The organism is Bacillus sp. FSL R5-0654, assembly GCF_038008745.1.
GTDB classification, from domain to species: Bacteria; Bacillota; Bacilli; order Bacillales; family Bacillaceae; genus Bacillus; species Bacillus safensis.
Genome location: NZ_JBBOZV010000001.1, coordinates 2,859,462 through 2,884,078 on the forward strand (window position 1 = coordinate 2,859,462; position 24,617 = coordinate 2,884,078).

At 40.8% G+C, this 24,617-nt stretch carries 27 protein-coding genes and 3 pseudogenes; 4 read left to right on the forward strand and 26 right to left on the reverse strand.

From position 1 onward, the window contains the following. Positions 1-2: 2 nt before the first annotated feature. From NSS76_RS14685 to NSS76_RS14750, 14 genes are all read right to left on the reverse strand, one after another. Positions 3-500, reverse strand: coding sequence for an HK97 gp10 family phage protein (locus NSS76_RS14685; protein WP_206534366.1), 498 nt, complete (start codon positions 498-500; stop codon positions 3-5). Then, positions 497-853, reverse strand: a complete 357-nt coding sequence (locus tag NSS76_RS14690; protein ID WP_149126338.1) for a YqbH/XkdH family protein — start codon at positions 851-853, stop codon at positions 497-499. Before NSS76_RS14690 ends, NSS76_RS14685 begins: the two co-directional genes overlap by 4 nt. Continuing rightward, positions 850-1,233 (reverse strand): protein YqbG, encoded by a 384-nt coding sequence (gene yqbG / locus NSS76_RS14695; RefSeq protein ID WP_024423261.1) that lies wholly within the window; start codon positions 1,231-1,233, stop codon positions 850-852. Before yqbG ends, NSS76_RS14690 begins: the two co-directional genes overlap by 4 nt. Positions 1,234-1,246: 13 nt before the next feature. Beyond that, positions 1,247-2,170: a phage major capsid protein gene (locus tag NSS76_RS14700; RefSeq protein WP_024423262.1), complete on the reverse strand. Its 924-nt coding sequence runs from the start codon at positions 2,168-2,170 to the stop codon at positions 1,247-1,249. Between the two features lie 22 nt (positions 2,171-2,192). Continuing rightward, complete coding sequence (locus NSS76_RS14705; protein ID WP_206534365.1) at positions 2,193-3,281, reverse strand: XkdF-like putative serine protease domain-containing protein; 1,089 nt, start codon at positions 3,279-3,281, stop codon at positions 2,193-2,195. Positions 3,282-3,319: 38 nt separating this feature from the next. Then, the gene (locus NSS76_RS14710; RefSeq protein WP_024425905.1) at positions 3,320-4,777 is read right to left on the reverse strand and encodes a phage portal protein; all 1,458 of its coding nucleotides are present in this window, start codon (positions 4,775-4,777) and stop codon (positions 3,320-3,322) included. Then, positions 4,774-6,087, reverse strand: a complete 1,314-nt coding sequence (locus tag NSS76_RS14715; RefSeq protein WP_445662185.1) for a PBSX family phage terminase large subunit — start codon at positions 6,085-6,087, stop codon at positions 4,774-4,776. The genes NSS76_RS14710 and NSS76_RS14715 overlap by 4 nt, the downstream gene beginning before the upstream one ends. Next, positions 6,084-6,728, reverse strand: coding sequence for a phage terminase small subunit (terS, locus tag NSS76_RS14720; protein WP_024425907.1), 645 nt, complete (start codon positions 6,726-6,728; stop codon positions 6,084-6,086). The genes NSS76_RS14715 and terS overlap by 4 nt, the downstream gene beginning before the upstream one ends. A 152-nt stretch (positions 6,729-6,880) precedes the next feature. Then, on the reverse strand, positions 6,881-7,399 hold the full coding sequence (locus tag NSS76_RS14725; protein ID WP_206534364.1) for a sigma-70 family RNA polymerase sigma factor: 519 nt from the start codon (positions 7,397-7,399) through the stop codon (positions 6,881-6,883). A 131-nt stretch (positions 7,400-7,530) separates the two neighbouring features. Then, positions 7,531-7,737, reverse strand: coding sequence for an XtrA/YqaO family protein (locus NSS76_RS14730; RefSeq protein ID WP_024423268.1), 207 nt, complete (start codon positions 7,735-7,737; stop codon positions 7,531-7,533). After that, on the reverse strand, positions 7,734-8,135 hold the full coding sequence (locus tag NSS76_RS14735) for a holliday junction resolvase (RefSeq protein ID WP_206534363.1): 402 nt from the start codon (positions 8,133-8,135) through the stop codon (positions 7,734-7,736). The genes NSS76_RS14730 and NSS76_RS14735 overlap by 4 nt, the downstream gene beginning before the upstream one ends. Positions 8,136-8,185: 50 nt before the next feature. After that, positions 8,186-8,428, reverse strand: a complete 243-nt coding sequence (locus tag NSS76_RS14740; RefSeq protein ID WP_029706250.1) for a hypothetical protein — start codon at positions 8,426-8,428, stop codon at positions 8,186-8,188. After that, positions 8,406-8,558 (reverse strand): hypothetical protein, encoded by a 153-nt coding sequence (locus tag NSS76_RS14745; protein ID WP_162860191.1) that lies wholly within the window; start codon positions 8,556-8,558, stop codon positions 8,406-8,408. The genes NSS76_RS14740 and NSS76_RS14745 overlap by 23 nt, the downstream gene beginning before the upstream one ends. Beyond that, positions 8,555-8,818 carry a helix-turn-helix transcriptional regulator gene (locus tag NSS76_RS14750; RefSeq protein ID WP_206534362.1) on the reverse strand — a complete coding sequence of 88 codons (264 nt, stop codon included), beginning with the start codon at positions 8,816-8,818 and terminating at the stop codon, positions 8,555-8,557. The genes NSS76_RS14745 and NSS76_RS14750 overlap by 4 nt, the downstream gene beginning before the upstream one ends. A 159-nt stretch (positions 8,819-8,977) precedes the next feature. Here NSS76_RS14750 and NSS76_RS14755 point away from each other — a divergent pair, with 159 nt between their 5' ends. From NSS76_RS14755 to bioB, 3 genes are all read left to right on the forward strand, one after another. Further along, positions 8,978-9,355 (forward strand): helix-turn-helix domain-containing protein, encoded by a 378-nt coding sequence (locus NSS76_RS14755; RefSeq protein ID WP_024423272.1) that lies wholly within the window; start codon positions 8,978-8,980, stop codon positions 9,353-9,355. 219 nt (positions 9,356-9,574) lie between these two features. After that, positions 9,575-9,925 (forward strand): hypothetical protein, encoded by a 351-nt coding sequence (locus NSS76_RS14760; protein ID WP_024425911.1) that lies wholly within the window; start codon positions 9,575-9,577, stop codon positions 9,923-9,925. 151 nt (positions 9,926-10,076) lie between these two features. After that, positions 10,077-11,072, forward strand: coding sequence for a biotin synthase BioB (gene bioB / locus NSS76_RS14765; protein WP_206534361.1), 996 nt, complete (start codon positions 10,077-10,079; stop codon positions 11,070-11,072). Positions 11,073-11,107: 35 nt separating this feature from the next. On the opposite strand, the gene NSS76_RS14770 is transcribed toward bioB, so the two are convergent. The 4 genes from NSS76_RS14770 to NSS76_RS14785 all read right to left on the reverse strand — a co-directional run bounded on the left by NSS76_RS14770 (position 11,108) and on the right by NSS76_RS14785 (position 14,313). Beyond that, a complete protein-coding gene (locus NSS76_RS14770) occupies positions 11,108-11,581 on the reverse strand; it encodes a hypothetical protein (RefSeq protein WP_024423274.1) in 474 nt (157 codons plus the stop codon). A gap of 170 nt (positions 11,582-11,751) precedes the next feature. Next, positions 11,752-12,585 (reverse strand): undecaprenyl-diphosphate phosphatase, encoded by an 834-nt coding sequence (locus NSS76_RS14775; protein ID WP_171464637.1) that lies wholly within the window; start codon positions 12,583-12,585, stop codon positions 11,752-11,754. A 127-nt stretch (positions 12,586-12,712) separates the two neighbouring features. Then, positions 12,713-13,855 (reverse strand): AI-2E family transporter, encoded by a 1,143-nt coding sequence (locus tag NSS76_RS14780; protein WP_024423275.1) that lies wholly within the window; start codon positions 13,853-13,855, stop codon positions 12,713-12,715. A 65-nt stretch (positions 13,856-13,920) separates the two neighbouring features. After that, positions 13,921-14,313 carry a DoxX family protein gene (locus NSS76_RS14785; protein WP_073207206.1) on the reverse strand — a complete coding sequence of 131 codons (393 nt, stop codon included), beginning with the start codon at positions 14,311-14,313 and terminating at the stop codon, positions 13,921-13,923. A gap of 197 nt (positions 14,314-14,510) precedes the next feature. Between NSS76_RS14785 and NSS76_RS14790 the strand changes: the two genes are divergently transcribed. Continuing rightward, the gene (locus NSS76_RS14790; RefSeq protein WP_151863261.1) at positions 14,511-15,503 is read left to right on the forward strand and encodes a Gfo/Idh/MocA family protein; all 993 of its coding nucleotides are present in this window, start codon (positions 14,511-14,513) and stop codon (positions 15,501-15,503) included. A gap of 73 nt (positions 15,504-15,576) precedes the next feature. Here the strand turns inward: NSS76_RS14790 and NSS76_RS14795 are convergent, their stop codons facing one another. From NSS76_RS14795 to NSS76_RS19685, 8 genes and pseudogenes are all read right to left on the reverse strand, one after another. Beyond that, positions 15,577-16,101, reverse strand: a complete 525-nt coding sequence (locus NSS76_RS14795; protein ID WP_024423278.1) for a type 1 glutamine amidotransferase domain-containing protein — start codon at positions 16,099-16,101, stop codon at positions 15,577-15,579. Between the two features lie 90 nt (positions 16,102-16,191). Then, positions 16,192-18,180 carry a methyl-accepting chemotaxis protein TlpB gene (gene tlpB, locus NSS76_RS14800; RefSeq protein WP_044332499.1) on the reverse strand — a complete coding sequence of 663 codons (1,989 nt, stop codon included), beginning with the start codon at positions 18,178-18,180 and terminating at the stop codon, positions 16,192-16,194. 164 nt (positions 18,181-18,344) lie between these two features. Next, on the reverse strand, positions 18,345-19,292 hold the full coding sequence (locus NSS76_RS19660; RefSeq protein WP_369880186.1) for a methyl-accepting chemotaxis protein: 948 nt from the start codon (positions 19,290-19,292) through the stop codon (positions 18,345-18,347). Beyond that, positions 19,284-20,321 (reverse strand): annotated as a pseudogene (locus NSS76_RS19665) (HAMP domain-containing protein); the annotation flags it as partial. The pseudogene NSS76_RS19665 and the gene NSS76_RS19660, both read right to left, overlap by 9 nt. Before the next feature lie 173 nt (positions 20,322-20,494). After that, positions 20,495-21,445 carry a methyl-accepting chemotaxis protein gene (locus NSS76_RS19670; protein WP_370880890.1) on the reverse strand — a complete coding sequence of 317 codons (951 nt, stop codon included), beginning with the start codon at positions 21,443-21,445 and terminating at the stop codon, positions 20,495-20,497. Further along, positions 21,440-22,486: pseudogene (locus tag NSS76_RS19675) on the reverse strand (HAMP domain-containing protein); the annotation flags it as partial. The gene NSS76_RS19670 and the pseudogene NSS76_RS19675, both read right to left, overlap by 6 nt. 125 nt (positions 22,487-22,611) lie before the next feature. Then, positions 22,612-23,562: a methyl-accepting chemotaxis protein gene (locus NSS76_RS19680; protein WP_370880891.1), complete on the reverse strand. Its 951-nt coding sequence runs from the start codon at positions 23,560-23,562 to the stop codon at positions 22,612-22,614. Continuing rightward, positions 23,554-24,603: pseudogene (locus NSS76_RS19685) on the reverse strand (cache domain-containing protein); the annotation flags it as partial. The pseudogene NSS76_RS19685 and the gene NSS76_RS19680, both read right to left, overlap by 9 nt. Positions 24,604-24,617: the final 14 nt, after the last annotated feature.

Sequence of the window (24,617 nt, forward strand, 5' to 3'; positions counted from 1 at the left end):
CATCACCTCCCAAAATGTCGATCGAACCAGCTTTGCAGCTTTCGATCCAGCGACTGTTCAAACATTTGCTCATAGAGCATGACAGCATGATCCCAGTAGCCATTTCCATCAATCCATTGAGAGGCAAGCATCATTCCTGTACTTGCATTCGGATCATATTCAAAGCGGCTGCCAGTCCATCTGCCAGGCACCCATCTTCGCTCTCCACTTGAAGAAGTGGCATGTCCGTCATTGACATAGGAGGCATATTCAAGCTGCGTTCCCACTTCAAGTGTGAGACCGCCTTTTGACATGAGAAAATGATTCTCCTTATCGCCTTGTGTAAAGGATCTAAGAAGCCGGCCTGTATCGACAGCATTCTCCTTGATTAATTCATCCTGAATGATGTCTAAAAACTGCAGGCCCATGTCCTCCAGCCAATCTTGATATTCTGCCTTTAAGCCGCCATTACCCGCTGTCTGCAGCTGTGAAATCAGCCGGTCAAGTCCATCAATTTTCATAGATTTTCCTTCCTGACTGCTATCACTTCGATGTGATGATTTTTCACTTTTTTAGGCTGCTGTAATTTGAGTGACACGCCATTCCACACCATTTTGTCATGCAAGCGAATATCACTTGCTAAAGGAAAATGGACAAGATAGGATTGATAAATGACTGTATTTGGCTCTTCTTGCACAAGTGACTGGTTTTTTTCTATGACATAACAAGATAGATCGGCTATGCTGGGAGCATCGGGATAGGAAAGTGTTATTTGTAAATCATCAGCTGGAATTCCAAATTTCCCGCGGGCAGACTCCTGCTGTTCAAGGTGAAAAAGATCACAGCGATCTGTTAATAGAGATTGATAGCTCATAATGACCTCACCTTTAACTTGGCACTGCCGCCGGTCAATGTTGGTTCAATATAATCTACAAGCAGGGCATATACATAGGGTCTGCCTTTGACTTGATCAGCTGCCTTCGCATATGAATAATCGCCCATTTTTTCTGACGTAAAGCCTTTCATCATAGATTCGTCATCATTCAGCATGGCAAAATATTGGGCCATTTTTAATAATGCGATTCTTGCTTTTTCAGGGAGGGGCTGATATTTTTCACTTGAGAAATCGTGACCTACGATCTGAAATACCGCAGCTTCTGCTTCGATAATATCTGCTGTCAGTCTTTCCACAGATCGATTTTTCACCCGATCAAAGACAGAATAGGCTTGCAGTTCTTCAGCAGAAATGATCATGGCCTGCCGTCACCTACTCTTTCACTTTCATCACTTTTGCTACAGCATCCTCTTCCTCAAATTTGCTGTCTAGCTTCGCTGTGAGGACAATAATAAATTTACGGCTGCGAATATCTTTTTCTACTTCAATTCGAATATGACGAGAGAAACCTACGATAATATTTTTAGGGTGTGTCAGCAAAATATCTGATACGTCTGTTCCCGCTTCGTCATATGGCTGCATATTGGCAAGACCTTTGACCGGCACACCAAATGCAGAAGAAAGTCCGCCTTGAATGGCCGCATCTCCAAGGCCTGTCTGACGGTTTGCTACTTGATCCTTCCATTCAACTTCTAAGCTTGGGGATGTGTAGAAACGGAAATCCTGAGGTACACGTAAATATTTTGACGGCATCGCTTTATAGGCTTGCTTAAACATTTGGCGGCTGATTTCCGCTCCGTTTGCATCTACGATATGAGAGACTGCTTGTTTTCTCACGCCATCCATTTGAGCTAAAAATGGATCTGCTGAAGTCGTATCGCCATTGACGATGAGCTCTTCAATGTCAACTGCTGCTCGTTCAGCGAGCATTTGCATAATCGTCTGCTGAATTCCGTCTTTCTCAATATTGTTTTCAATGCTGTCATAGGTCATATGAATCTCTGCGATGACCTCTTTCGCATTTAGCTGGACAGTGCTTGTCGCTGGGACAACACGGTCTTTCGCATCAAGTGCTTTGCCTTCTTCTGCTGGGCGCAAAATACGCTGGCCAAAGCCGATTTTTTCGATTTTTTGTGAATCACTTTCCATTGGAATGATACGTGCATCATTTAAAACGGTTGGTGTATTTTGCATCATTCTAATGAATGTGTTGGATTGGGTTGCGTTCATGAGACCGCCGGTTTTTAAGCTGGCAAGTGTCATTTCGGCCTTGCGAATCAACTCTTGATTTCTCACACTGTTTCCTCCTTATTTAGGCTTATAGTAAGCCATCCCATATGGGCTTTGTACTGTCGTTTTGTGTATCGTGGATTGTTTGTTTTGACATACCGCGCGCTTTTTCAAGCATGTGAATCCGCTCTGAAATAGGCAAAAGCTGCTGCTGAAGCACTTGCTCAAGCGCTGCTTTTTCTCTGCTGGCTGATTTCTCTAAGGAAGAAAGCTGATGACGAATCGGTGCAACGACTTGCTCAAGCACCTTTTGGACAGGTTCTTCCTCTGTTTGATCTGTTTCCTGCTGTTCTGCCTGCTGTAAGACGTGTTCAATGGCCATTTTTGCTTTTTTAAGCTCTTGTACTTGCTCCGTTGTAAGAGCGGCATCTTGTTTTTGTACAGAGGCTGGCCTTTCACCAATCGTTTGAAGCACATCCTCTGTCTTCAAAATGTCCTGCACGATTGGCAGCAATTGCTCAAGCGCTGATCTTACACCCGCCTCATCACCATCACTTGACTGTAAGGCTTCCAGCAGATGGTCTATAACGCTCCAAAATTGTTGTGACATGTTTGCACCTTCCTCTTTCAAAAAGAAATTTTTCAGCAAAGAAAAAAGCCCTCTCTCATTTGTGCTTTGAGATAAGAGCTGATCTTGTTCTTCTATTGCTACGATGTCCGCCGTTCCAGCCATTGAATACCCTGTAATGTGGCCTTTCTGAATTTGATCCCAAATCTCTTGGGAAGCCTTTGTTACAAGTACCCAAGATCCTTTTCGAATCAGCTCACCGCCTACCTCAAAATCAGCGGGAGCAATGTATGATTCAACAACCTCGCCCACACCATGTTGAAAATCATGCTGCTTGTCAATGTGGCGGGCATCCTTCATAAAACCATGTGCCGCTCTTTCAATTTCTTTGGCAGACATAAAGTCTTGATGTGCATCAGGTGTATTCGGTTCATACACGACACCATACACAAGGCGATGAGCATCTTCTGCCTTTGTCAGCACACTAACCTCCTTTTGAAAGTCAGGCTGGCTTTTCTTTGCCTTCATCAAAAAGAATTTCTTTTTGTTTGCGGCTCTGTCCACATAGGAAACATGCGTAATTTTTGCGTTTTTTAATTCTCTTGGCATATGTTCACCCCCTTTCAAAAAAGCGCATGCGCTTCGGTTTATTTCTTCAGCTGATTCGCCTCTCGTTGAGGCTCTTGTTCGGCTGATGTCATGCGGCTTTCTAAAGGTCTGTGATAGAGATCCTCCGGCCATTCCTCTAACGTTTTCCCAAGGATACGTCCTGCTAGATCTCGCAAATCGTTTGGTGACACTGCCCCAGCCTGAATAAACGGTGTCAGAACCTTGGCAATCTCTAATGGATCTCTAAAGTCAGGACCATTTAATAGGAAACGAACATGCCAAATATCAAGATCCGGCAGGAAAAGGGTATTGAGCTTTCCTGTGATGAGATGCCGTTCAGGCTGAAATACCTGTTCTTCTGTTGTTTTTCGCGCCGTATCGGCTGTCGCTTTGTTATAGTCTTGAGACTCACCTGTGTAAATAGGCGGCAGGCGAAAAGCAGATCGGATTTTGTTTCTTGTTTTTTCATCGTATTCTAAAAAGAGTGCATCTTCTTGCAAGATCTCTGCTAGGGATTTGAAGTTCACTTTGACATTTGAGACATCTTCTTCTCCAGTTAACCCTTTTTCCGTCGGGAGACCTTCGACTTCAAGCAATAGAAATTTATGTGCATGATCAGAGCCTTCAATATCGTCCATATAATCCTGAAGCTGCTGATAGGAAGACTCAGACAGCATTCCATTTTCGACAATGATGGCACCAGGTACATGCCGCCCTTGTTTAAAATAAAGATAGTTCAATTCTTCTGCCTTGCGTGCCCCATACATATTGACGATGTTGCCAATCCAGCGGGGAATCCCATACGTTCCACTGCCTATTTTAAAATGAATCACTTCTGTTGCGCGCAGCGGCTCTGGGGTGGTGTCATCGTATTTGCCTGTTTCACAATGTAAAATGCGCGGATCACCATACTCCTTGAAGAAGACTTTCTTTTCATTGATCACCTGCACATATTTACGGAATCGTTTCTTTCGATTCATTGTTTTCAATTCGCCGTTTTCTGTATACCGGAATTCAACGTCAACTGGCTCACTAAGCTTGCAAATACGGATATGGAGCGCATCTAAATACTCGATTCCTGCCGGCTTTCCCTGACCATCTCGGAGAACCTCTAAAAAACCATTCCCCGTTTTCTCCCGGTCTTCGATGACATAGCCAAGCACCACATCAGCAGACTCATCATAGTTCATGTATTTCGTAAACTCTTCAAGCCTTGTCCATTCCTTCTCTGCTGCTTTCTTTTTTGCCGGTTTCACACCTTCTGCATTAAAGTCAAAGGCATATTCTACACCAAAACCAAAGCCTAAAATATTGGTCTTATACGCATCAATACATTGCTGAAGAATGGTTGAATATTCTGCCATGCTTTTTAATTCATTGATATTGTAAGGCGGGGGAACAATGTCATCTTTTTCGTAGGAAAATTCATCTGCATACATTTGTTTTGTATGATCAGACATGTTTGCCTTCATAATGGTTGCTTTCAATTGTTTCATTGTATGGACCTCCTCTCTCTGTGTGGACGGACACGCTCTGAGGCGGTCTGCTTCAAATCTGTCACTTCATAATCATCCAGCGCATACCAGATGGCTGATAAAGTGTGCGGATCGATTTGAAATTCATCTTCCTCTAGACGTCCATCCTTATCTGCCTTATAGGTTAGTGATTGAAGTTCATAGATGGTATATGGACAAGCATCAGAACAAATAATTTTCTTAAACCGTTTGATTTTTTTTGTATACTGCAAACGTGAGCCTTGGAACTTATGTGCCGCTACCATTTGAAAGCCGCGCTGCCGAAAATAGTGAATGGTTTTAGGTTCGGCTGCGTCGGCTTTAATCAGTTCCTTTGATTCAATGAACTCTTTCAAGTCAGTGGCTGTTTCATCATCTGTTTTCCCGCGGTCGTAATATTCCCAATAAATATATAAGTACTTTTTTTCATGATCGACAGCTAACCGAATGAGCGCATTGTATGATTCAACAAATCCAAAATCCATGCCTGCTAATTTCAGCGGTCTGTCAATCTGCTGAATGGCTTCTAATACATCAGAATGGCTTCTCACCTCAAATTGAGGAAAAACCTTTGTGCCATTAATGCCGAAATACCCCTTCCTCGCAATGCGATAGAGATCTGGATCATACTCTTTCAGCTCATCCAGCTGCTTCACGTAGCTTTTAGGAAGGAATAGGTTATCTTCCGCCGTGGAGTGATGGTAATACGTATCCTTGATGACAACGGTTCGCTTTTTGTATAATGTTTCGTCATCTAAAACAAATCGCTTCAGCTGTTCATCTCGAAAAAAATGTCTGTACGTCCAATTATCCTGACCAACAGGATTCGTCGATAACATCATATAAAGCGGTAAGGATGGATGCCTCAGCCTTCCAAGCAGCTCTTTAAAGCCTTCATAAGAAACCTCTGAACATTCCTCAATCCAAATGATCGAAATGTTGTTGATCGATTTCAATTTTTCAGGCTTGTCCAGTCCTTTAAATAAGATGCTGCTGCCGTTTCGAAATGTTAGTGCAAGCGGCGAACTTCGGCACTTTACCACGTGGTCGATGCCGAGGTCGCTGACGATCTCTTGTAATAAAGAAAAGGTTGATTCGCGGTGCGTATCATACACCTCCCGAATGACAAGTGCTGTCCGTTTTTCTTCCAGCAGCTTTAAAACGAGCTTTAAAGCAATGTGATAGCTTTTAGAGGAGCCGTAGCCCCCTACTAAAAATTGAAACTTTTGATTCCAATCGAATAGAAAGTGTTCAAAATGAGGATTGACTTCTTTTTCAATCAATGGCGTCATGAGTCGTCCTCTTTTCGCTTGATCATGATTTGAAGATCTTCCTCTTTTTCTTCACGCACTGCTTTTTTCGTTTTTTCGATCGTCAGTTCAATTTGTTTCAGCCTTAATCTTCGTTCATCCTTCGCATGTGCGAGCTCTTCAAACTGTTTTATTAAACGCCTGAGTTCACCCATTGCACGGGATTGTGCATTTAAAAACGTCGCATGCCGATCCCATGAAAATTGAAACGAATATTCTTCTGAGGTGATGTCTAGTTCTGTCTGAATGCCTTCTCCTGTTTCTTCTAATGAAGAAGGCATGTATGCCGCCTTTTTCAGCTCTTTGATCATGTCCTCTTGATCCGCTACATACATAATTCGCTGCGCCCGAATAATGGCTGCATATTGAATTTGAATTTGATCCCAGATTAAATCAAGCGATGTGCGTCCATCCATTTTCTCCATGATTTCAATCGTTTCATCTGAAAGAAATTGATTGAAAATCGAGTGTGCTTGCTTTGACGAAGTTTTTTGTCTTTGCCATCCGTATCGCCTTTTCCACGATTTGACGGTATGGATCGAGACATTGTAATGATCAGCAATTTGCTGGTACGTCATCCCCTTCATATAATCCTGCTTGGCCTCTATCCGTTTATCTTTCATTTACATTCACCTGCCGCCTCCTTTTAATTCGAATGATTCCCTCTGAAGGAATCATTTGTGTAGGGCTAGCAAACATTCGTTTGGTCTTTCTAACTATAGGTGGCAACTGTAAGACAAGCTTTCACTGATTTATTTTCGGATAGAAAAAACGCCTATTCAGCAGCTCTGAATAGGCGTTCTTGTACTTTTTTGGACATCTTCGTCCGCGCTCTTTCCATATGTTTTTGGACAGTTCCTTTTTTGACATCCAGCATAACCGCAATCTCGCTAAACGATAACCCTTGTGTTGTGTGCATAAAGAATACGTCCTTTTCTCGATCTGTTAAAACAGACAGAGCTTCATCAATTCGTCTTTTGTCTCTCTCACTGACTTCTCTTTCTTTCTCTTGAATAAGGGTATATTCATGTGATAAAGCCTCTAACACTTCTGGATTTGCGAGAATGGTACGCTGATAGACTGAACGTCTGTCTAATCCTCTGCGCGCACCTGGCTCTCTTCCGATTTGAAGCCATTCTACTACGTATTCCAGATCGCTTACCATACTGGCGATCATTTTTTTATCATGCTTGTCTTGAACGGACAGCTGATGTTCTTCTTTTTCATTAAATGGTTCATATTGTTTTCTAGCATTCTTTAAAGCTCTTTTATATTCAATGAGTAAATCTTGCATATTGGCTCTCTCCCTTTTTTTAAGAAAATAAAAAACGGACACCAATCAAGCCCCCTTTTAGCAGGGTCTTGATCAGTGTCCGCAGGCTTTCCGTCTTGGACATAATATTGTGCTTTGATGTGGTCAGTCAGTTAGCTGATTTTAAAACCAATCTCGTGATCTACTCTTGCAAAATGACCTTTTGCCGTTTGAATAATGGTTTTTCCATGTTCAGGTACATCCATTTTATAAGCCGTTCCTACATTCCCATCTAACACGATGACTTGAATTTTTCCTTTTTCCATCTCACCGACAAATGTTTGGTTTTCTTGAATGAATAGTTGTTTTGGCTCGTTCATATGCTTGTCTCCTTTTTTGGTGATGGCCTCCTGCCACCACCTACCGTATTGATAATGATTTCAACTCTTGGACACATACTATAAAACTGGGAAACTCTTAAATCGACCATCTGCAGAGGGACTTCATCGGCTATAGAATGAAGTGCTTCTTGAATATGCTGTAGATTTGGCTGAAAGATGCTGACGTGTACCGGGCGTATCAACCCTTTTTCTGCGTATGTACGCTTTTTTTGGCAGTCAGCTATGTCAAACGGCATGTGATCAAATAAACGAATTTCAAGTGATAGTGCGTCTTTTAATTTTTGCGGGCATTGCCCTTTTGCAGCTGATCGTATTCTTTTCATCAATGTCTCTTTTGTTAACAAATGCTCATGTTCAATCATTAAATGGATGACCATGTTATGATCTCCCGTCATCCTTTGACCACTGGCGGATGTCTTGTTCGTTTTTACTCGCTTTGAGCAAGCATTTCAAAAATGTCATGATTTGCTTCCATCGTTTCACGTTGCCCTGATTCCTCCTTTTTTGTATCATCGACCTTAGCCTCCAGGAGGGTCATATATGTCTCTTTCTCTTCTGCTGTGGCAAAAACAAACATCGGTTTCTGACGATGAAAGGCGATCCAGCCGCCAGCTTGGTCTAAACAAAGCTGCGCTTCTTTTCTAGCATCAAACGTCAGCTGATGTCTCATCTTCTTCAGCTCCCTCCAAGCTGTCCTCAATTTCTGTTTGGTATCCATATCGTTTCATGTCATATAACCAATAGCTTTTTGGATAACCAAAGTCACTCATCTGAGTCACCATTGGATGTTCAATATTCATTCTGCTCGTCTCCCCTTTTCTAAGAACCGATCTTCTCTTAAAAAATTACTCTTTTCGTGTAACTTTTGGCCAAAAAAAAGCTCTTGAACCCCGGTATTCAGCAGATCTGCAATATGCTTTGCTATTTCTAAGCTAGGCTTCGTTCTGCCCATTTCGATATTCGCATAGCCGCTTGTGTACTTATATCCCAATTTTTTCGCCATATAGGTTTGTGTTTTACCTTGCAATATGCGCTCTTCTCGTAAATTTTCAAGTTTCATCTGTCCACCTCTTACTCAATATGTGTAAGTTATATTCATTATGATAATATACACGTAACGAGTAAGTCAATCACATTTTTATTCTTTTTGTGTATTTATTTATCTTTTCCGTGTAATTCATGATAAAATTTACTCATAACATGAAAAAAGGTGTTTCTGATGGATAATTTGACTGGGAAGATTCTAACTGAATTAAGAGAGAAGCATGGATGGAGCAAGTCAACAGTTGCTAAAAAACTCGGATTAAAGGCAATGTCCACTTATGCAAACTGGGAATACGGCTTGAGAAAACCCGACGGTGAAATGATTGTGAAAATTGCTGAGTTATATGGGGTCTCAACCGATTATCTTCTCACAGGTAAGGACAAAGGCAGGCCCGATGACGATCTTGCAGACGATCCTGATTTGCAAATTGCGTTTAAAGCAGCCTCAGATTTTTCCGAAGAAGCACGAAGACAAACCATCGATTTTATTAACTACATTAGAGAGAAAGAGAAGCAAAAAGGTCGTCAGCCAAAAAAGCGTGACGACCATTGATCATCTCTTTTCATCTGCTTTACGCTGGGACGCACCCAGCTTTTTTTTATACCTCTTTTTCCCTTAAAAAAGAAATAGCATATGAATAAAAAATCATATTTTTTCCAACAAATATGTGACAATTTTCGCCATAATTACTCTTTTTTTCATATATTTTAATTGACAAATAATTCTATTATTATTAATATATGTATATACCAAAAAAAAGGAGTGTTACCGATGAAAAAATTCATGAAAATCTGTACATTGTCTTTAGCTGCTGTAGGTGCTCTTACGTTCTCTCAAACTGAAGGTGCTCATGCAGCTGCACAGCCAAAAGAACCAGTCATAGCAAAAGCTCCTATTATGAATAAAGTAATTACGGTGAACCGTACACTTTCTGTAGGTTCTTCAATCGCCGTCTCTCTTCCAGCAAGCCAAATTTCTGTGTCGGGTGCAACGTATGCGATTCAATTAGATCAAACAGCTCCAAACTTCACTTGGATTCGCGCTGTACAACGCGGTTCTGTAACAGTTTCCTACTATAATTCACTAGGCGAGCTTGTGATTAACTATATTACTGTTCGATAAATAATCTAGCTTTACATATCTAAAGGCGATGACATGAAGTCATCGCCTTTTGGTGTTTAGAGTTGGTTTCATCTGAAACATGATTGCCAACATCCGCCCAATATGTTAACTTTTAATATGAATAAGTTAACATATTAAGGGGGTATTCATGATGAGAGAGCAGCTGTCTTTGTCTTGGGAAGCAATAGCGGAGAAGGCGATGAAAAATGAACCGATCACGGCGCAAGAGGGTCTAGACATTCTTGAAGCTGACGATAGAGAATTGTTACCTATTATGCATGCAGCCTATCAAGTGCGATATCATTTTTTTCAAAAAAAGGTGAAATTAAATATGATTTTTAACGCGAAAAGTGGATATTGCCCTGAGAACTGTGGATATTGTTCACAGTCGATGATTTCAAAAGCACCAGTTGAAAGATATACAATGCTTGATCAAAAGACCATTGTAGCTGGTGCGCGTGAAGCTCTTAAAAGAAAAGCCGGGACTTATTGTATTGTGGCAAGCGGGAGAGCGCCTTCTCATAGGGAATTAGATGAAGTCACAGCAGCAGTCAAGGAGATCACTGAAACGATGCCTTTGAAGGTGTGTGCCTGTCTTGGGTTATTAAATGAAGAAAAAGCGAAGCGGCTGAAGGAAGCGGGTGTTCATCGGTATAATCACAATATCAATACACATCATGATCATCATGCTCACATTACGACAACTCATACATACGATGACCGTGTATCGACCATTGAGCAGGTCAAACAGTCTGGCATGTCACCTTGCTCAGGGGTCATTATTGGAATGGGTGAAACCAATCAGCAAATTGTTGAAATGGCTTTTGCGCTCAGAGCACTTGATGCGGATTCAATTCCAGTCAACTTTCTTCATGCCATCGAAGGAACACCGCTTGAGCATCAAAAACGAACACACCCAATCAAAGCATTGAAAGTGCTGGCAATGATGAGATTTGTCAACCCAACAAAAGAAATTCGGGTATCCGGAGGCAGAGAGTTTAATTTACGGACACTCCAGCCGCTCGCACTTTATGCCGCAAATTCCATTTTTGTTGGTGATTATTTAACAACTAAAGGCCAGCAAGTCCAAACGGATCATCACATCATTGAAGATTTAGGGTTTGAAATAGAAGGATGTGCGTTATAAAAAAAGTCTGCCGATTCTCCGGCAGACTTTTAAGATTAGAATCTTTTATGAAAATCGACAGTTCCGCTTCCATCTTCTCGGTCAAAGCTGCCAACAAACGTCCAGTTAATATATCCACCGTCGCCATTATTGACAAACGTACCATCTTCAAATACCCAAATACCAAACGTAATACCGTCATATTCAACACTATCATAGTAAACAACATTGTTCAGACCGCTAAAGTCGTGGTCTTGGCTTAAGTTTTGGACAACTACGTTGTAGTTTTGACCTGCTTCATAGAACGCACTGTATGCTGCATTTTTTACGAATCCATCACGATTTTGAGATGACTTTACTGCTTGTTCAATTTTATCGGCAATGGCTACTGGATCAATTGAGACACTTCCATCAACACCTGTTGTTGTAGCAGCTTCAGCCGTTTGACCAAAAGTCGTAAGAGATAGAGGGGCAGCAATCATTGACGTAGCGATGACAGAACCAACAAACATTTTGCTTGTTTTTCTCATTATTTCTAACTCCTCCTTTAATTGGTATGTTTATGTACTACCCCTTTATCTGTCTCTTAAACACTAATTTATGAAAAAAATTCTTATTCTACCAATTAAGAGGGTGTTTTTACTGTTTAATTAGGCGAAATAACAAAAAAACTACTCTTATAAAAGAGTAGTTTACAGTATTACATGAACAGGATAAATAAAATCACACCTAGGATAATTCGGTATATCGCAAAAGGCACCAGTTTGATTTTATTGATCAGTTTTAGGAAGAATCGAACCACAAAGAGAGCCACAACGAACGCACTCACAAAGCCGACGATAAAGAATGGCAGCATGTCTGGTGTTAAATATTCGGCATTTTTCACAAGGGTTAACAAGCTTGCTCCTGCCATAATCGGCATCGCCATGATAAATGTAAAGTCTGCCGCAGCACGGTGATTCAAACCAAGAATAACCCCGCCTGCGATCGTCGAACCTGAGCGCGAAAAGCCTGGCCATAATGCTAAACATTGAAACAGTCCAATATAAAGCGCTTGTCTGTACGTCATGTTATCGACAGAGCTTGTTTCTGTTTTTCGTTTATTGAGCCAGTCAGCGACAAGCATCAGCACTGCCCCTAAAATTAAACCGACAGCGACCGTTCTGACGTCAAATAAGTATTTATCAATATAATCTTCAAATAAGAATCCTAAAATGACGGCTGGAACAAGTCCAACTGCAATTTGGGCGATGGTCAGTTTATGCCCGCTGCGCTTTTGCTCTTCGGTGATATTTTTCTTTAAGCCCAATAAGTTTAAAATACGATCTTTAAACACGATCATAACAGCTAAAATTGAGCCTAACTGAATCACGACTTTAAATGTGTTGGCCGCTTCTGGCGTAATAATTTCCTTTGATTTTAACCAAAGATCATCGACAATGATCATGTGACCTGTAGATGAAACAGGTGCGTACTCTGTTAATCCTTCGACAATTCCTAAAACCAGTGCCACGAATAAATCCCATAGATTCATGATTTTCTTTCCTTTCAATTCTGATCTTTTGAACACGCCAAACATCTATGTCCACATAAAGACAAGCTTCCTACATCGAAAGCTCGTCTTTATGATACTATATTTTTTTCAAAAAAAGATTATGACATCAAACCTTTTCTTCTTTATACAAATTGGACCGCATTTTGAACCAATCAAACAAGTGGGTGGTGATGACCTTCAGAACGGCATACGTTGGAATAGCGACAATGATGCCGACCACGTTGAACAATTTCCCAGCTGTTAATATAACAAAAATAATCGTAATGGGATGAATATGAAGGTTTTTCCCCATCACCTGAGGAGAAATGAATTTCCCTTCAACTAGCTGAACCACTGTCCAGACTATAATGAGTTTTAACAGCATTACTGGTGACGTCACAAGTGCAATCACAATCGCTGGTGTAATCGCAATTGTTGGACCAAGATAAGGCACTATGCTTGTACATGCAGCAATGATAGCGAGCAGCAGCGCATAGTCAAGTCCAATGATCATATAACCGATTAACAGAAGAACACCGATACAGAAGCTGACAATGATCTGTCCGCGAATATACGAGCTCAGACGGTGGTTCATTTCGTGAAGCATGATATGTGTATGTTCCCTCATTTTACTTGGGAAAAATTTCAATAGATAGTCAGGCAGCTTTTTGCCGTCTTTTAAGAGATAAAACAGAATAAACGGCACAGTCACGATCGAGATGATGACTTCTGTGAGCGCCCCTAAGAATGTTCCTACACCGGTAAAGGTGCTTTCCAAAATCTTCGTCGCTTGACTAGATGCTTTACTTACCAATTCAGACACGTTAAAGTTCATCGAGTTTTGCACTTGATTAATAAAGTTACTTCCTGTTAATTGTCTAATTTGATCTTCTACCGTATCGACGTATTTCGGAAGATTATGAAATAGACTCATGGTTTGAGCTTGTAAAAAAGGAATAATGGACACGATGGTCACTGTAATAATCCCAATAATGACAATATATAAAAGCAAAATGGAATAGATCCGCTTGATTCTTGCTTTCTCTAACAAGTTGACAATTGGATTTAATAAATAATACACGACCCCCGTTAAAATAATCGGTAAGGCAATGGTTTTGACGAGTACAATGAGCGGTGTGAAAATAAATGATGTTTTCATGAAAACAAGGATATTCAATCCAATTAATAACAGGACGAGTAAAAAGAGAACAAACTTGTTATCAAGAAAAAATTTTCTAAATCGACTGCTCCACATTTGCATAGAGTTCATATCGTTCCTCCAAACACGGGCTATTTTATGAGTAAATTGTACACTACTTGATCATGATATGGTGGTCATTGTTTCAGCTTTTTTTCCCATTTTGCAATAGACATCACCCATACAATGAGAATCGGCTGTCCAATAAGCCTTATCCATAGCAAGGCTTGTTCTGTTATTTCTTGACCTGGAAATGGTATTCCCTCACGAGCAGCAAATAAGTTTGCAGGGAAAATGAGTACAAGATAGACAGCAATGGATTTTGCCGCTGTAATCCTGACATTTGGCAAAAGCAGCAGCACGGCCAGCAGCCATTCAAAACATGCAGTCGCATAGACCATTACATATGGAAATGGCCAGCCTGGCATCATGCGGGCAAAGCCGCTCGGCTCTATCACATGAAAAATACCAGCCGCTATGAATAAAAGCGCAAAGGTGTATGTACTTCCTATATGCAGGACGCGCTTCATGTTTCCTCCTCTCCCTTCTATCCTGAGTATTACCCGAAGAAGGAAGAAACTACCCACTTTTCGTACATTTATATCCTTTATGTAAGACGCATCAGCCTATATAAAGGTTTCATCCGCTTATCAATAAAAAGAATATTCTTTCATACAAACGCTTTCAAAGCATGTATAATCAGAGAAAAGCAGAAGGAGGGAATCACATGATTCGATTTGCTGTCATCGGAACGAACTGGATTACAGATCGGTTCTTACAAGCTGGTGAAAAACTAGCTGATTTTACATGTACAGCCGTCTATTCACGGTCCGCTGAAAAAGGACAGGCCTTTGCCGAAAAATATGGGATTGATACGGTTTTTACGAACTTACAACAAATGGCGGAAAGTGATACGTTTGATGCCGTGTATATTGCGAGTCCAAATGCCCTTCATAAAGAGCAAGCCATGTTGATGATGGAGCATCAAAAGCATGTTTTATGCGAAAAACCATTCGCCTCTCATCGAAAAGAAGTGGAAGAAATGATTGCCGCAGCGAAAAAACATCACGTTTGTTTGATGGAAGCGATGAAAACGACATTTCTGCCTAATTTCCTTCAAATCAAACAGCATCTTGATCAGCTTGGACCTATCAGGCAAGTGGTCGCACATTACTGTAAATATTCTTCAAGATACGATGCCTATCGAAGCGGCGTGCTTCCAAATGCCTTTAAGCCTGAGCTATCCAATGGTTCTTTAATGGATATCGGGGTGTACCTCGTTTACCCAGTCATATCCTTATTTGGTCTGCCGAATCAAATCACCGCGAGAGGCTATAAGCTTTCTTCTGGTGTGGATGGGAACGGTTCAGTCCTTTTACAGTATGACGGGCATCAAGCACTTCTTTTTCATTCTAAAATTTCAACGTCTCATTTATCGGCTGAAATTCAAGGCGAGGATGCCACGATGGTGATTGATCAATTCCACCGTCCTTCACAAATTACGATACATGACCTTGACGGACATCAAACTGACATCTCTCTCAAAGATGATCAGCCAGCTATGTCTTATGAGATTAATCATTTTATTGAGTGTATTCAGCAGGGAATGGGGCAGTCTCCGGTCAATACATTTGCCTTATCTGTTCAAACCATGTCCGTCATGGACGAAGCGAGAAGACAAATGGGCGTGATGTATCCTGCCGACAGACAAAATGTATAGGGCATGAAATGAGGAACAAAGGGCGAATGATTGATTTGTTCGCCCTTTGTTTTTTACGTTTCGTGTCGGTCATTTATTTTGCCGCTAACACATCCGCAAATGCTTTCACATACGGCGGAAGGTCAGGCGGGCGTCTGCTGGAGATGAGGTGGCCATCTGTGACGACTGCCTCATCGAACCAGTCCGCACCAGCATTTGTCATATCATCTTTAATACCTGGTGTACTTGTCACTTGTCTGCCTTTCAGGATTCCTGCTGATATCAGCACCCAGCCGGCATGACAAATCTGACCGATTGGTTTTGCCTTCGCATCAAATGTACGAACGATGTCTAATACTTCTGGATAACGGCGCAGTTTATCAGGCGCCCATCCACCAGGGACAAGCACAGCATCATAATCATCAGCTTGAATGGAATAAAAATCTGCATCGGATACCGCCGGCACACCATACTTCCCAATGTACTCATGATTTGCTTTTTCACCTACAAGATGGACAGTTGCTCCCTCTTCTCTTAATCGCAGAACCGGATACCACAGCTCTAAATCTTCAAAATCATCGCTGACAAACGCAATGACCTTCTTATCTGATAAACGCATACTATCTCTCCTCTTCTTTCGATTTCCTCTATTGTACGAGATGTCCTGTTAAAAAGAAAAGCGGTTCCCCTTGAGGAGAACCACTTAACCTTATTCACTAATCTTGAATTTTTTAATTAAATCACGTAATTCTTCCGCCATTTGGGAAAGAGTTGTGGATGAAGAACTAATCTCTTCCATAGAAGCAAGCTGCTCTTCAGCAGATGCTGCGATATCTTGGATACTTGCTGAACTCTCTCTTGATACATCTGCAATTTCATTCACTGCTTTAGAAATTTGCTCAGAGCCTTTCGACAGCTCGCGCACCGTTGTATTCATTTCGTTAATTCTTGCTGCGATTTCCGCTGTTTGTTCATTTATTTGTGAGAAGCTTTCTTTCGTTTGATCTGTAATTGTAAGACCATTCTTCACTTCTTCATTCACTGCTTTGAACATATTTTGAGATGTTTCAATTTCAGTGACGATTTCATTTACAAGCTTTTCAATCTCTTTTGCTGAATCCGATGATTGAACCGCTAGTTTACGCACTTCTTCGGCAACAACAGAGAATCCTCTGCCTGACTCGCCTGCGCGTGCTGCTTCAATGGCGGCATTTAGTGCAAGTAAATTCGTTTGATCCGCAATACCGTTAATCACGCCTAAGATGTTTGTGATATCTTTTGATTTATGCTCTAGCCCGTTGATCACGCCTTCAGCTTCTTTCACTGAATGGTCAATCGTCTTCATTTGGCCAACAGTTTGCTCCACAAGCTGTCCGCCTGTTTCCGCAACTGTTTTTGATTGAATAGATGACGCTGTGATGACATCAGACGTTTCGGCAACTTCGTTCAGACCCTCATTCATTTGTTTTAAATGAGCCGCGCTTTGCTCCACCATTTCGCTTTGATTTTCGTTGCCGTTTGAGAATGTTTCAATAGATGATGTAATATGTTCGGTTGCTTTTGTTGTTTGACCTGCGCTTGCCGTCAGTTCTTCAGATGATGAAGCGACATTCTCAACAGATGTTTGTACAGCTTGAATGACATCTCTTAGGGACTCACTCATTTCATTAAAGCTTGTGCCAAGCTGTCCAATTTCATCTTTTGAGCGGACATCAATTTTTTCTGTCAAATCTCCCTGACTGATCTTCTTCGAAGAAGAGACAAGAGTGGAAAGTGGTTTTGTAATGGAACGGATGATAAAGAAGATTAGAATCCCGCCAATGATAAGCGCGCCTGTTAAAATAATAGCGGCCATGTTAAAGACTGGCTGTGCTGCTTCTTCTACTTCACTGACAAACATCGTCCCGACAATCTTCCAGCCAGTCGCCTTGTTTGTGGTGAACTCCATTTGCTTTTCTTTTCCTTCAAACATATAGCTCATCGATCCGTTATCTTGTGAATACATTTTTTCTAACCATTCACCAGATAATTTTGTTCCTGCTTTTTTCTTTGGATGTGCCACATATGTACGATCTGGACTTCCAATAAAGGCGTAGCCTTGTTTCCCAATGTTAATGCTATTGGACTCTTTAACTAGATTCGCAATGTCTAGGTTCATCGCAATAACGCCTGATCCATCCTCTAGTTTTTTAGAGATTGTGATTACAAGCGTACCAGTTGATGCCGTTGGATATGGTGCTGAAACAGACAGCTCACCGTTTTTCGCCCAGCCGTCTTTATACCAATCCCGCTCAGTTGCGACATAATCGGCAGGCATTTTTTGATTAGGATATCTTGAAAACACTTTGCCGTCACTTGAAGCGACAAAAATGCCTTCTGTGTCATCATTCATACTCATGAACTGCTCAAAGCGTCCTTGAATATCGGTCGTTCCTTTTTGCTTGAGCTTTTTCTCCGTGATCCATTTGCTAAAGAAATCGGCTGCGTCTGTTTTCACTTTTACAACCTTCGTTATATTTTTATCTAGCTGCTCTACGTTTTCCTTAGCACTTTGCATAATTTGATCATTTAAGGAAGTGCTTGCCGTATGGTATGAAGAGAATGCCAATACGATGATTGGACATAAAAGAATAAATAAGAAAGAGAATACGAGCTTTTTTGAAATAGATGGCTTTCTGAAATACTGTATGAATTTCATAAAAAAGAAAACTCCTTTTAGTAAGATAGTATATATATCGGAAGTACTACTAGGTTCTTTACTTTTTTAACTTATTAAAGTCTAAATAAGTCCAAATTACCCAATTTATATGCATCGAATGGAAAAACACCTGACGTTTTGGCGTCAGGTGTTTCGCTACTCTCTTACATTTTAAATTGTTTAATGAGCTCCCTTAGTTCTTCTGCCATCTGAGATAAAGTGGCAGAGGATGAACTGATCTCTTCCATAGATGCAAGCTGTTCTTCTGCTGATGCCGCGATATCTTGGAAGCCTGCTGAGCTTTCTCTTGAGAGCTCTTTGATTTGATTCACCGCATGAGAAATATCATTTGAGCCATGCGATAGCTCTTTGGCTGATCCGTTCATTTGTTTCATTTGTTCTGTCATTTCTGATGTTTTATCAGTGATTTTCTCAAAACTCACTTTCGTTTCATCTGTAATGTTTAATCCAGATTGTACTTCACCTGCTACTTGTTTAAACATTTTCTGCGATTTTTCTATTTCCTCCACAATTTCGTTCGTCAGGCTTTCAATTTCTTTTGAAGAGCTTCCTGACTGCTCTGCCAATTTGCGAACTTCTTCTGCGACAACAGAGAAGCCTCTGCCTGCTTCACCTGCTCGTGCGGCTTCGATCGCAGCGTTTAAAGCAAGGAGATTCGTTTGATCCGCAATACCGTTGATGACCCCAAGAATGTTTGTAATATCCTTTGATTTCTGCTCCAAGCCTGCAATGACAAGCTCTGCTTCTTTTACTGCCTGCTCAATCGTTTGCATTTGACCTGCTGTTTTTTGAACGAGTTCTCCTCCAGCCTGAGCGGTTTTGCTCGATTCGATCGACGATTCCATCATATGAGAGGTTGTGTCAACCATATGCGATAAGCTCCGATCCATTTCGTTTAACTGGACTGAGCTTTTTTCGATCATATCATTTTGATGTTCAGTGCTGTTTGAGAACTGTTCAATAGATGATGTGATATGCTCAGTCGCTTGAGCTGTCTGTCCTGCACTTGCCGTTAACTCTTCAGACGAGGCAGCCACATTTTCAATGGAATTTTGGACAGCTTGAATGACTTGTTTCAGCTTAGCTGACATGTCGTTAAAGCTTTGCGCAAGTTTACCGATTTCATCGTGTGTACGAACTTCAATATGCTGGGTCAAATCACCTTGACTGATTTTCTCAGCCGATTCTGAGAGCTCTATCAGTGGCTTCCGAATCGATTTAATAATAAAATAAATCGCGATTCCACCAATGGCAATCGCAGCCGCAAGGATGATCATTGTTAAGTCGAGCACTGGCTGTGCGGCTTCTTTTACTTCATTCACATACATCGTTCCAGCTAGCTTCCAGCCGGTTGCTTCATTTGTGTCAAAAAACATTTGCTTCGGCTGGCCATTGTATTCATATTCAAAGCTGCCTTCTTTTTTATCATATAGTTTTGAGATGAAGTCACCAGTCAGCTTTGTCCCAGCCTTTTCGGTTTTATGGGCCACATAACGCTGATCTGATGTGGCGATAAACGCATAGCCTTCTTGGCCAATTTTGATGCTGTTTGTATCTTTTACAACCGTATTTAATCGAACATTCACCCCAATCACACCAGATCCATCTGCTAACTGTTCTGATATTGTGATGAGCAGGTCATCTGATGACTTGTCGGTGAAAGGATCTGAAATGATGAGTTTCTTCTCTCCCATCGATTGCTGAAACCATGGTTCATTTTTTGCGCTCTTTGCATTACCTTTGTGAATCTCGGAATATTCAGTTAGTTTACCATTTTGATCTGCAACAAATACTTCTACTACATCGTCATCTGTTTCCGATAATTGCTCTAATTTCACTTTGAGTAAATCTTTGTTTTTAGCAGTCAATTCTTCCTTTTTGACCGATCTGGATAAATATGAAACAATGTCAATTTTAGGCTGTATATCTTTATTAATGAGTTCGTTTAATTGTTGAACACCATTTGCAGCACTAGACATAATCTCATCATTGAGAGACTTTGATGCCACTTCATAAGAAAATGCGGCCAATACGAGAATTGGCACTAGGAGAATCGCTAAGAATGCAGTAATTAATTTCTTCGACATCGTAAAGTGCTTAAAAAAGTTGAATTTTTTCATGACTCTACTCCTTTTGATTTATGATTTGTGGTCTTTCTCTTCTATTCTTAGGTAATATGAATTATTTTTCAAGGAATAATGTTCAATAAAAACAAAAAATAAGTATAATTACCCATTTCTTTTGGTTTACCCAATAAAAAAGAGCCTCTAGCTGGAGGCTCTTTTCTTCCTGTCTACTCAACTTTAAATTTGCTAATTAAATCGCGTAATTCTTCTGCCATCGAAGAGAGTGTGGCAGAGGAAGAGCTGATTTCTTCCATTGATGCCAGCTGTTCTTCAGCTGAAGCAGCAATGTCTTGAATATTTGCCGAGCTTTCACGTGATACGTCTGCAATCTCACGAACAGCCTCTGACACATGTGCAGAGCCTTTTGAAAGCTGGACAACGGTTTGATTCATTGTTTGGAGCTGGTTAGAAATTTCTTTTGTCATGTCGAAAATATTGTGGAAGCTTACTTTCGTTTGTTCAGTGAAGCTTAGGCCTGATTGAACTTCTCGATTCACCGCAGTGAATACTTCCTGGGATACGTCGATGTCTTGCACGATTTCTTTGATCAAATTCTCAATTTCTTTTGCCGAGTTGGCAGATTGAACCGCCAGTTTTCTTACTTCTTCTGCTACAACGGAGAAGCCTCTGCCAGATTCACCAGCTCTTGCTGCTTCAATCGCTGCATTTAGCGCAAGTAAATTCGTTTGATCGGCAATTCCATTGATGACACCGAGAATTTGGGTAATGTCTTTAGATTTACTTTCAAGTGCACTGATGACATTCTCTGCTTTTTTCACGGACTGATCAATGACATTCATTTGAGAAGCGGTTTTTTCAACAAGCTGGCCGCCTTCTCCTGCGATATCTGTTGATTTGATCGATGAAGCCGTAATAGATTCAGCCGATTCATTCATATGTTGAAGACCACGGTTCATTTCTTCTAACTCGACTGAGCTCAATTCGACTTTATCATTTTGGCTTTCATTTCCGCTGGAGAATTGTTCAATGGCTAGTGTAATATGCTCTGTTGCTTTACTTGTCTGTCCTGCGCTGGCAGTCAGTTCTTCTGATGAAGATGCGACATTTTCAACTGAAGTTTGAACGGCTCCAATGAGGGATCGCAATGAATCAATCATCGTATTAAAGCCTTTACCAACTTGTCCAATTTCGTCATCTGACTGGATCTGAAGCTTATCGCGTAAATCTCCTTCGCTGACTTTTTTCGAGAAGCGGGCAAGATTGGATAATCTTTTTGAAATAGAGCGGACGATAAAGAAAATGAGGGTTCCTGCTACAATGAGTGTGACACTGAATACGATAATGGCAGTATTGAAAACGGGCTTTGCCGCTTCTTCTACTTCAGATACGAGCATCGTTCCACCAATTTTCCAGCCGGTTAATTCATTGGTGACATATGCAACCTTTTTATCTGTTCCTTTGAGGGTATAGCTGCCGCTTCCTTCTTTGTTTTTATAAATAATACTGGCCAGATTTTCATTGACCTGACTTCCTGACTTTTGGGTTGGATCTGCTAAAACCGTTTTATCTTTCTCCATCATGAAAGCATAGCCTTTTTGCCCAATTTTGATTTCTTTTAGTTTTTGAAGCAGGCTGTCAATTTCCATATCAAGACCAATGACACCTGAACCATCTTTCGTTTTTTGGGCAATTGTGATCACCATTTTGCCTGTAGATGCTGCTACATATGGTTTTGTGATGACTTGTTTGCCATTTTCTGCTTTCAATGCCTCTTGATACCATGGACGTTCTCTTGGATCGTAGCCATCTGGCATCTTTTGAACTGGGTATTGCATAAACAATCCCTTTTCAGAGCCTGCATAGATCGCGGATACATCCTTTTCATTAATTTTTCCAAATTGCTGTAATTCTTTAATGGTCGCATTTCTATTTTTTTCTTGAAGATTAGACGCTTTGAGCGAGTCTGAAAACAGTGTCACAGCATCCGATTTGTTGCCAATATTCTCATTGATTAAGGTATCAAATGCATTGACCTGACTCATCGCACTGCCCATAATCTGTTTGTCTAACTCTGTCTTTGATGTAAAAAACGCACTAATTGTCAGTGCCACAGTTGGCAGGATTAGGACTACCAAGAAGGCAATGATTAATTTTTTTGAAATGGATGGTTTTTTGAACCATTGGATCATTTTTCCCATTTTAACTTTCCCCCTTTACTTCTCTAAAGTTAATATCGGATGAAAGGTGTATTTTTAGAGACTGGAAATGAGGTTTAAAAATAAAAAAAATACCCAGACAATTCTGGATACTTTTTCATTATTATTTAATTAATTTTAAATTGACTTGTAAGCTCTTTTAATTCCTCTGCCATGTTGGCAAGTGTCACAGAAGAAGATGTGATTTCTTCCATAGATGCTAGCTGCTCTTCTGCAGAAGCCGCAATGTCCTGAATGTTTGCTGCGCTTTCTCTCGAGACTTGGCGCATCTCCTGCATCGCTTGTGAAACTAGCTTTGAACCGCTTGATAGGTCAATGGCTGTATCGTTTAATTGCGACAGTTTTTTCGACATTCCTTCTGCCGCCTCATAAATGTGCTGGAAGCTTTCTTTTGCTTCTTCTGTCATACCAAGCCCTGCGTTTACTTCTCGATTGACTGCTTTGAACATATCTTGAGATTTAGCAATTTCTAACACAATTTCTTGGATAAGCTTCTCAATTTCTTTCGCTGAATCTGCGGATTGGACAGCTAGTTTTCTCACTTCTTCTGCAACGACGGAGAAGCCGCGTCCTGATTCACCTGCTCTTGCTGCTTCAATTGCTGCATTAAGCGCAAGTAAGTTTGTTTGATCCGCGATGCCGTTAATGACATTTAAAATACTCGTAATATCTTTAGACTTGTATTCTAATTCTTTCATGACCTGTTCTGCTTCTTGTACAGATGTATCAATATGTTTCATTTGGTTCGCTGTGCTTTCAACAATTCGGCCGCCTTGACCAGCCGCCTCTGTTGATTGAAGTGAGACAGCAGCCACTTCAGATGAGGTTTGTGACATATCTTGTAATCCTTCGTTCATTGCCACAAGCTGATTCGTACTGGATTCGACTTTCTCGTTTTGTGCTTCATTTCCATTTGAAAATTGTTCAATTGACATCGTGATATGCTCTGTTGCTTGACTCGTTTGGCTGGCACTTGCCGTCAGCTCCTCTGAAGCCGAAGCGACGTTGTCGACAGATTGCTGTACAGCGCGAATGACGTCACGAAGAGATTCACTCATCTTGCTGAAGCTTCTTGTGAGATCTCCTATTTCATCCTTCGATTTGGTTTCAAGGGTTTCTGTTAAATCCCCTTCACTCACCTTTTCTGAGAAATCAACAAGCCTTCTCAATCCAATCGTGATCGAGCGAACGATGAAGAAGATAGCGACACCGCCAAGGATAAATGAAGTAATTAAAAGAATAATGGCAGAATTCCAAACTGGCTGTGCTGCTTCTTCTGTTTCTGATACAAACATCGTTCCAGCAATTTTCCAACCTGTTAAATCATTTGTGACAAAAACGATACGTTTTTGTTCTCCTTTATTCTCATAAGTTGATGTTCCTTCTTTGCCGCTGTAAAGGATTGATGAAATATTTCCTGTGACTTCAGATCCTGATTTTTCTTCTGGATGGGCAACAATTTGCTTGCTTTTATTTGCAATAATTGGATATCCTTCTCGTCCAATTTTAATTTCTTTGATTTTATCAACAATGTCTTGCACATCAATGTCGATTCCGATTGCTCCCGACCCGTCCTTCAGGCGCTGGGCAATCGTAACCACCATGCCGTTTGTTGTAGCAGAAATGTATGGATTGGTGACAACTGGCTCACCTTTTTCATCCTGCATCGCTTGCTGATACCAATCGCGTGTTGTTGGGTCATAGCCTTTTGGCATGTCTACTTTAGGAAACTGAATGAAATCACGATTTTTACTTGCTGCATAAAATCCAACCACATCATCTTCGTTGATTTTGCTGTATATTTCAAAATGCTCATACAGTTCGTCCTGGTTTTTCTTTTTAAAGTCTGCAGCAGTAGTTGTTTGAGTAAAAAGTTTCACCGCGTTTTCTTTATTCAAAAGCTTTTGCTCGATCATGTCATTCATATCATTGACTCTTGCTTTTGCTCCGTACATGATTTCATGATCTAATTCTTCTTTGGCAATCTGATATGAAATCGTACTAAGTGTAATGATTGGCAAGACAAGAACAAGTGTGAATGAAATAATCAGTCTTTTGGAAATCGATGGTTTTTTCAACCATTTTATTGCACTTTTCATGTTTTTCCTCCTTT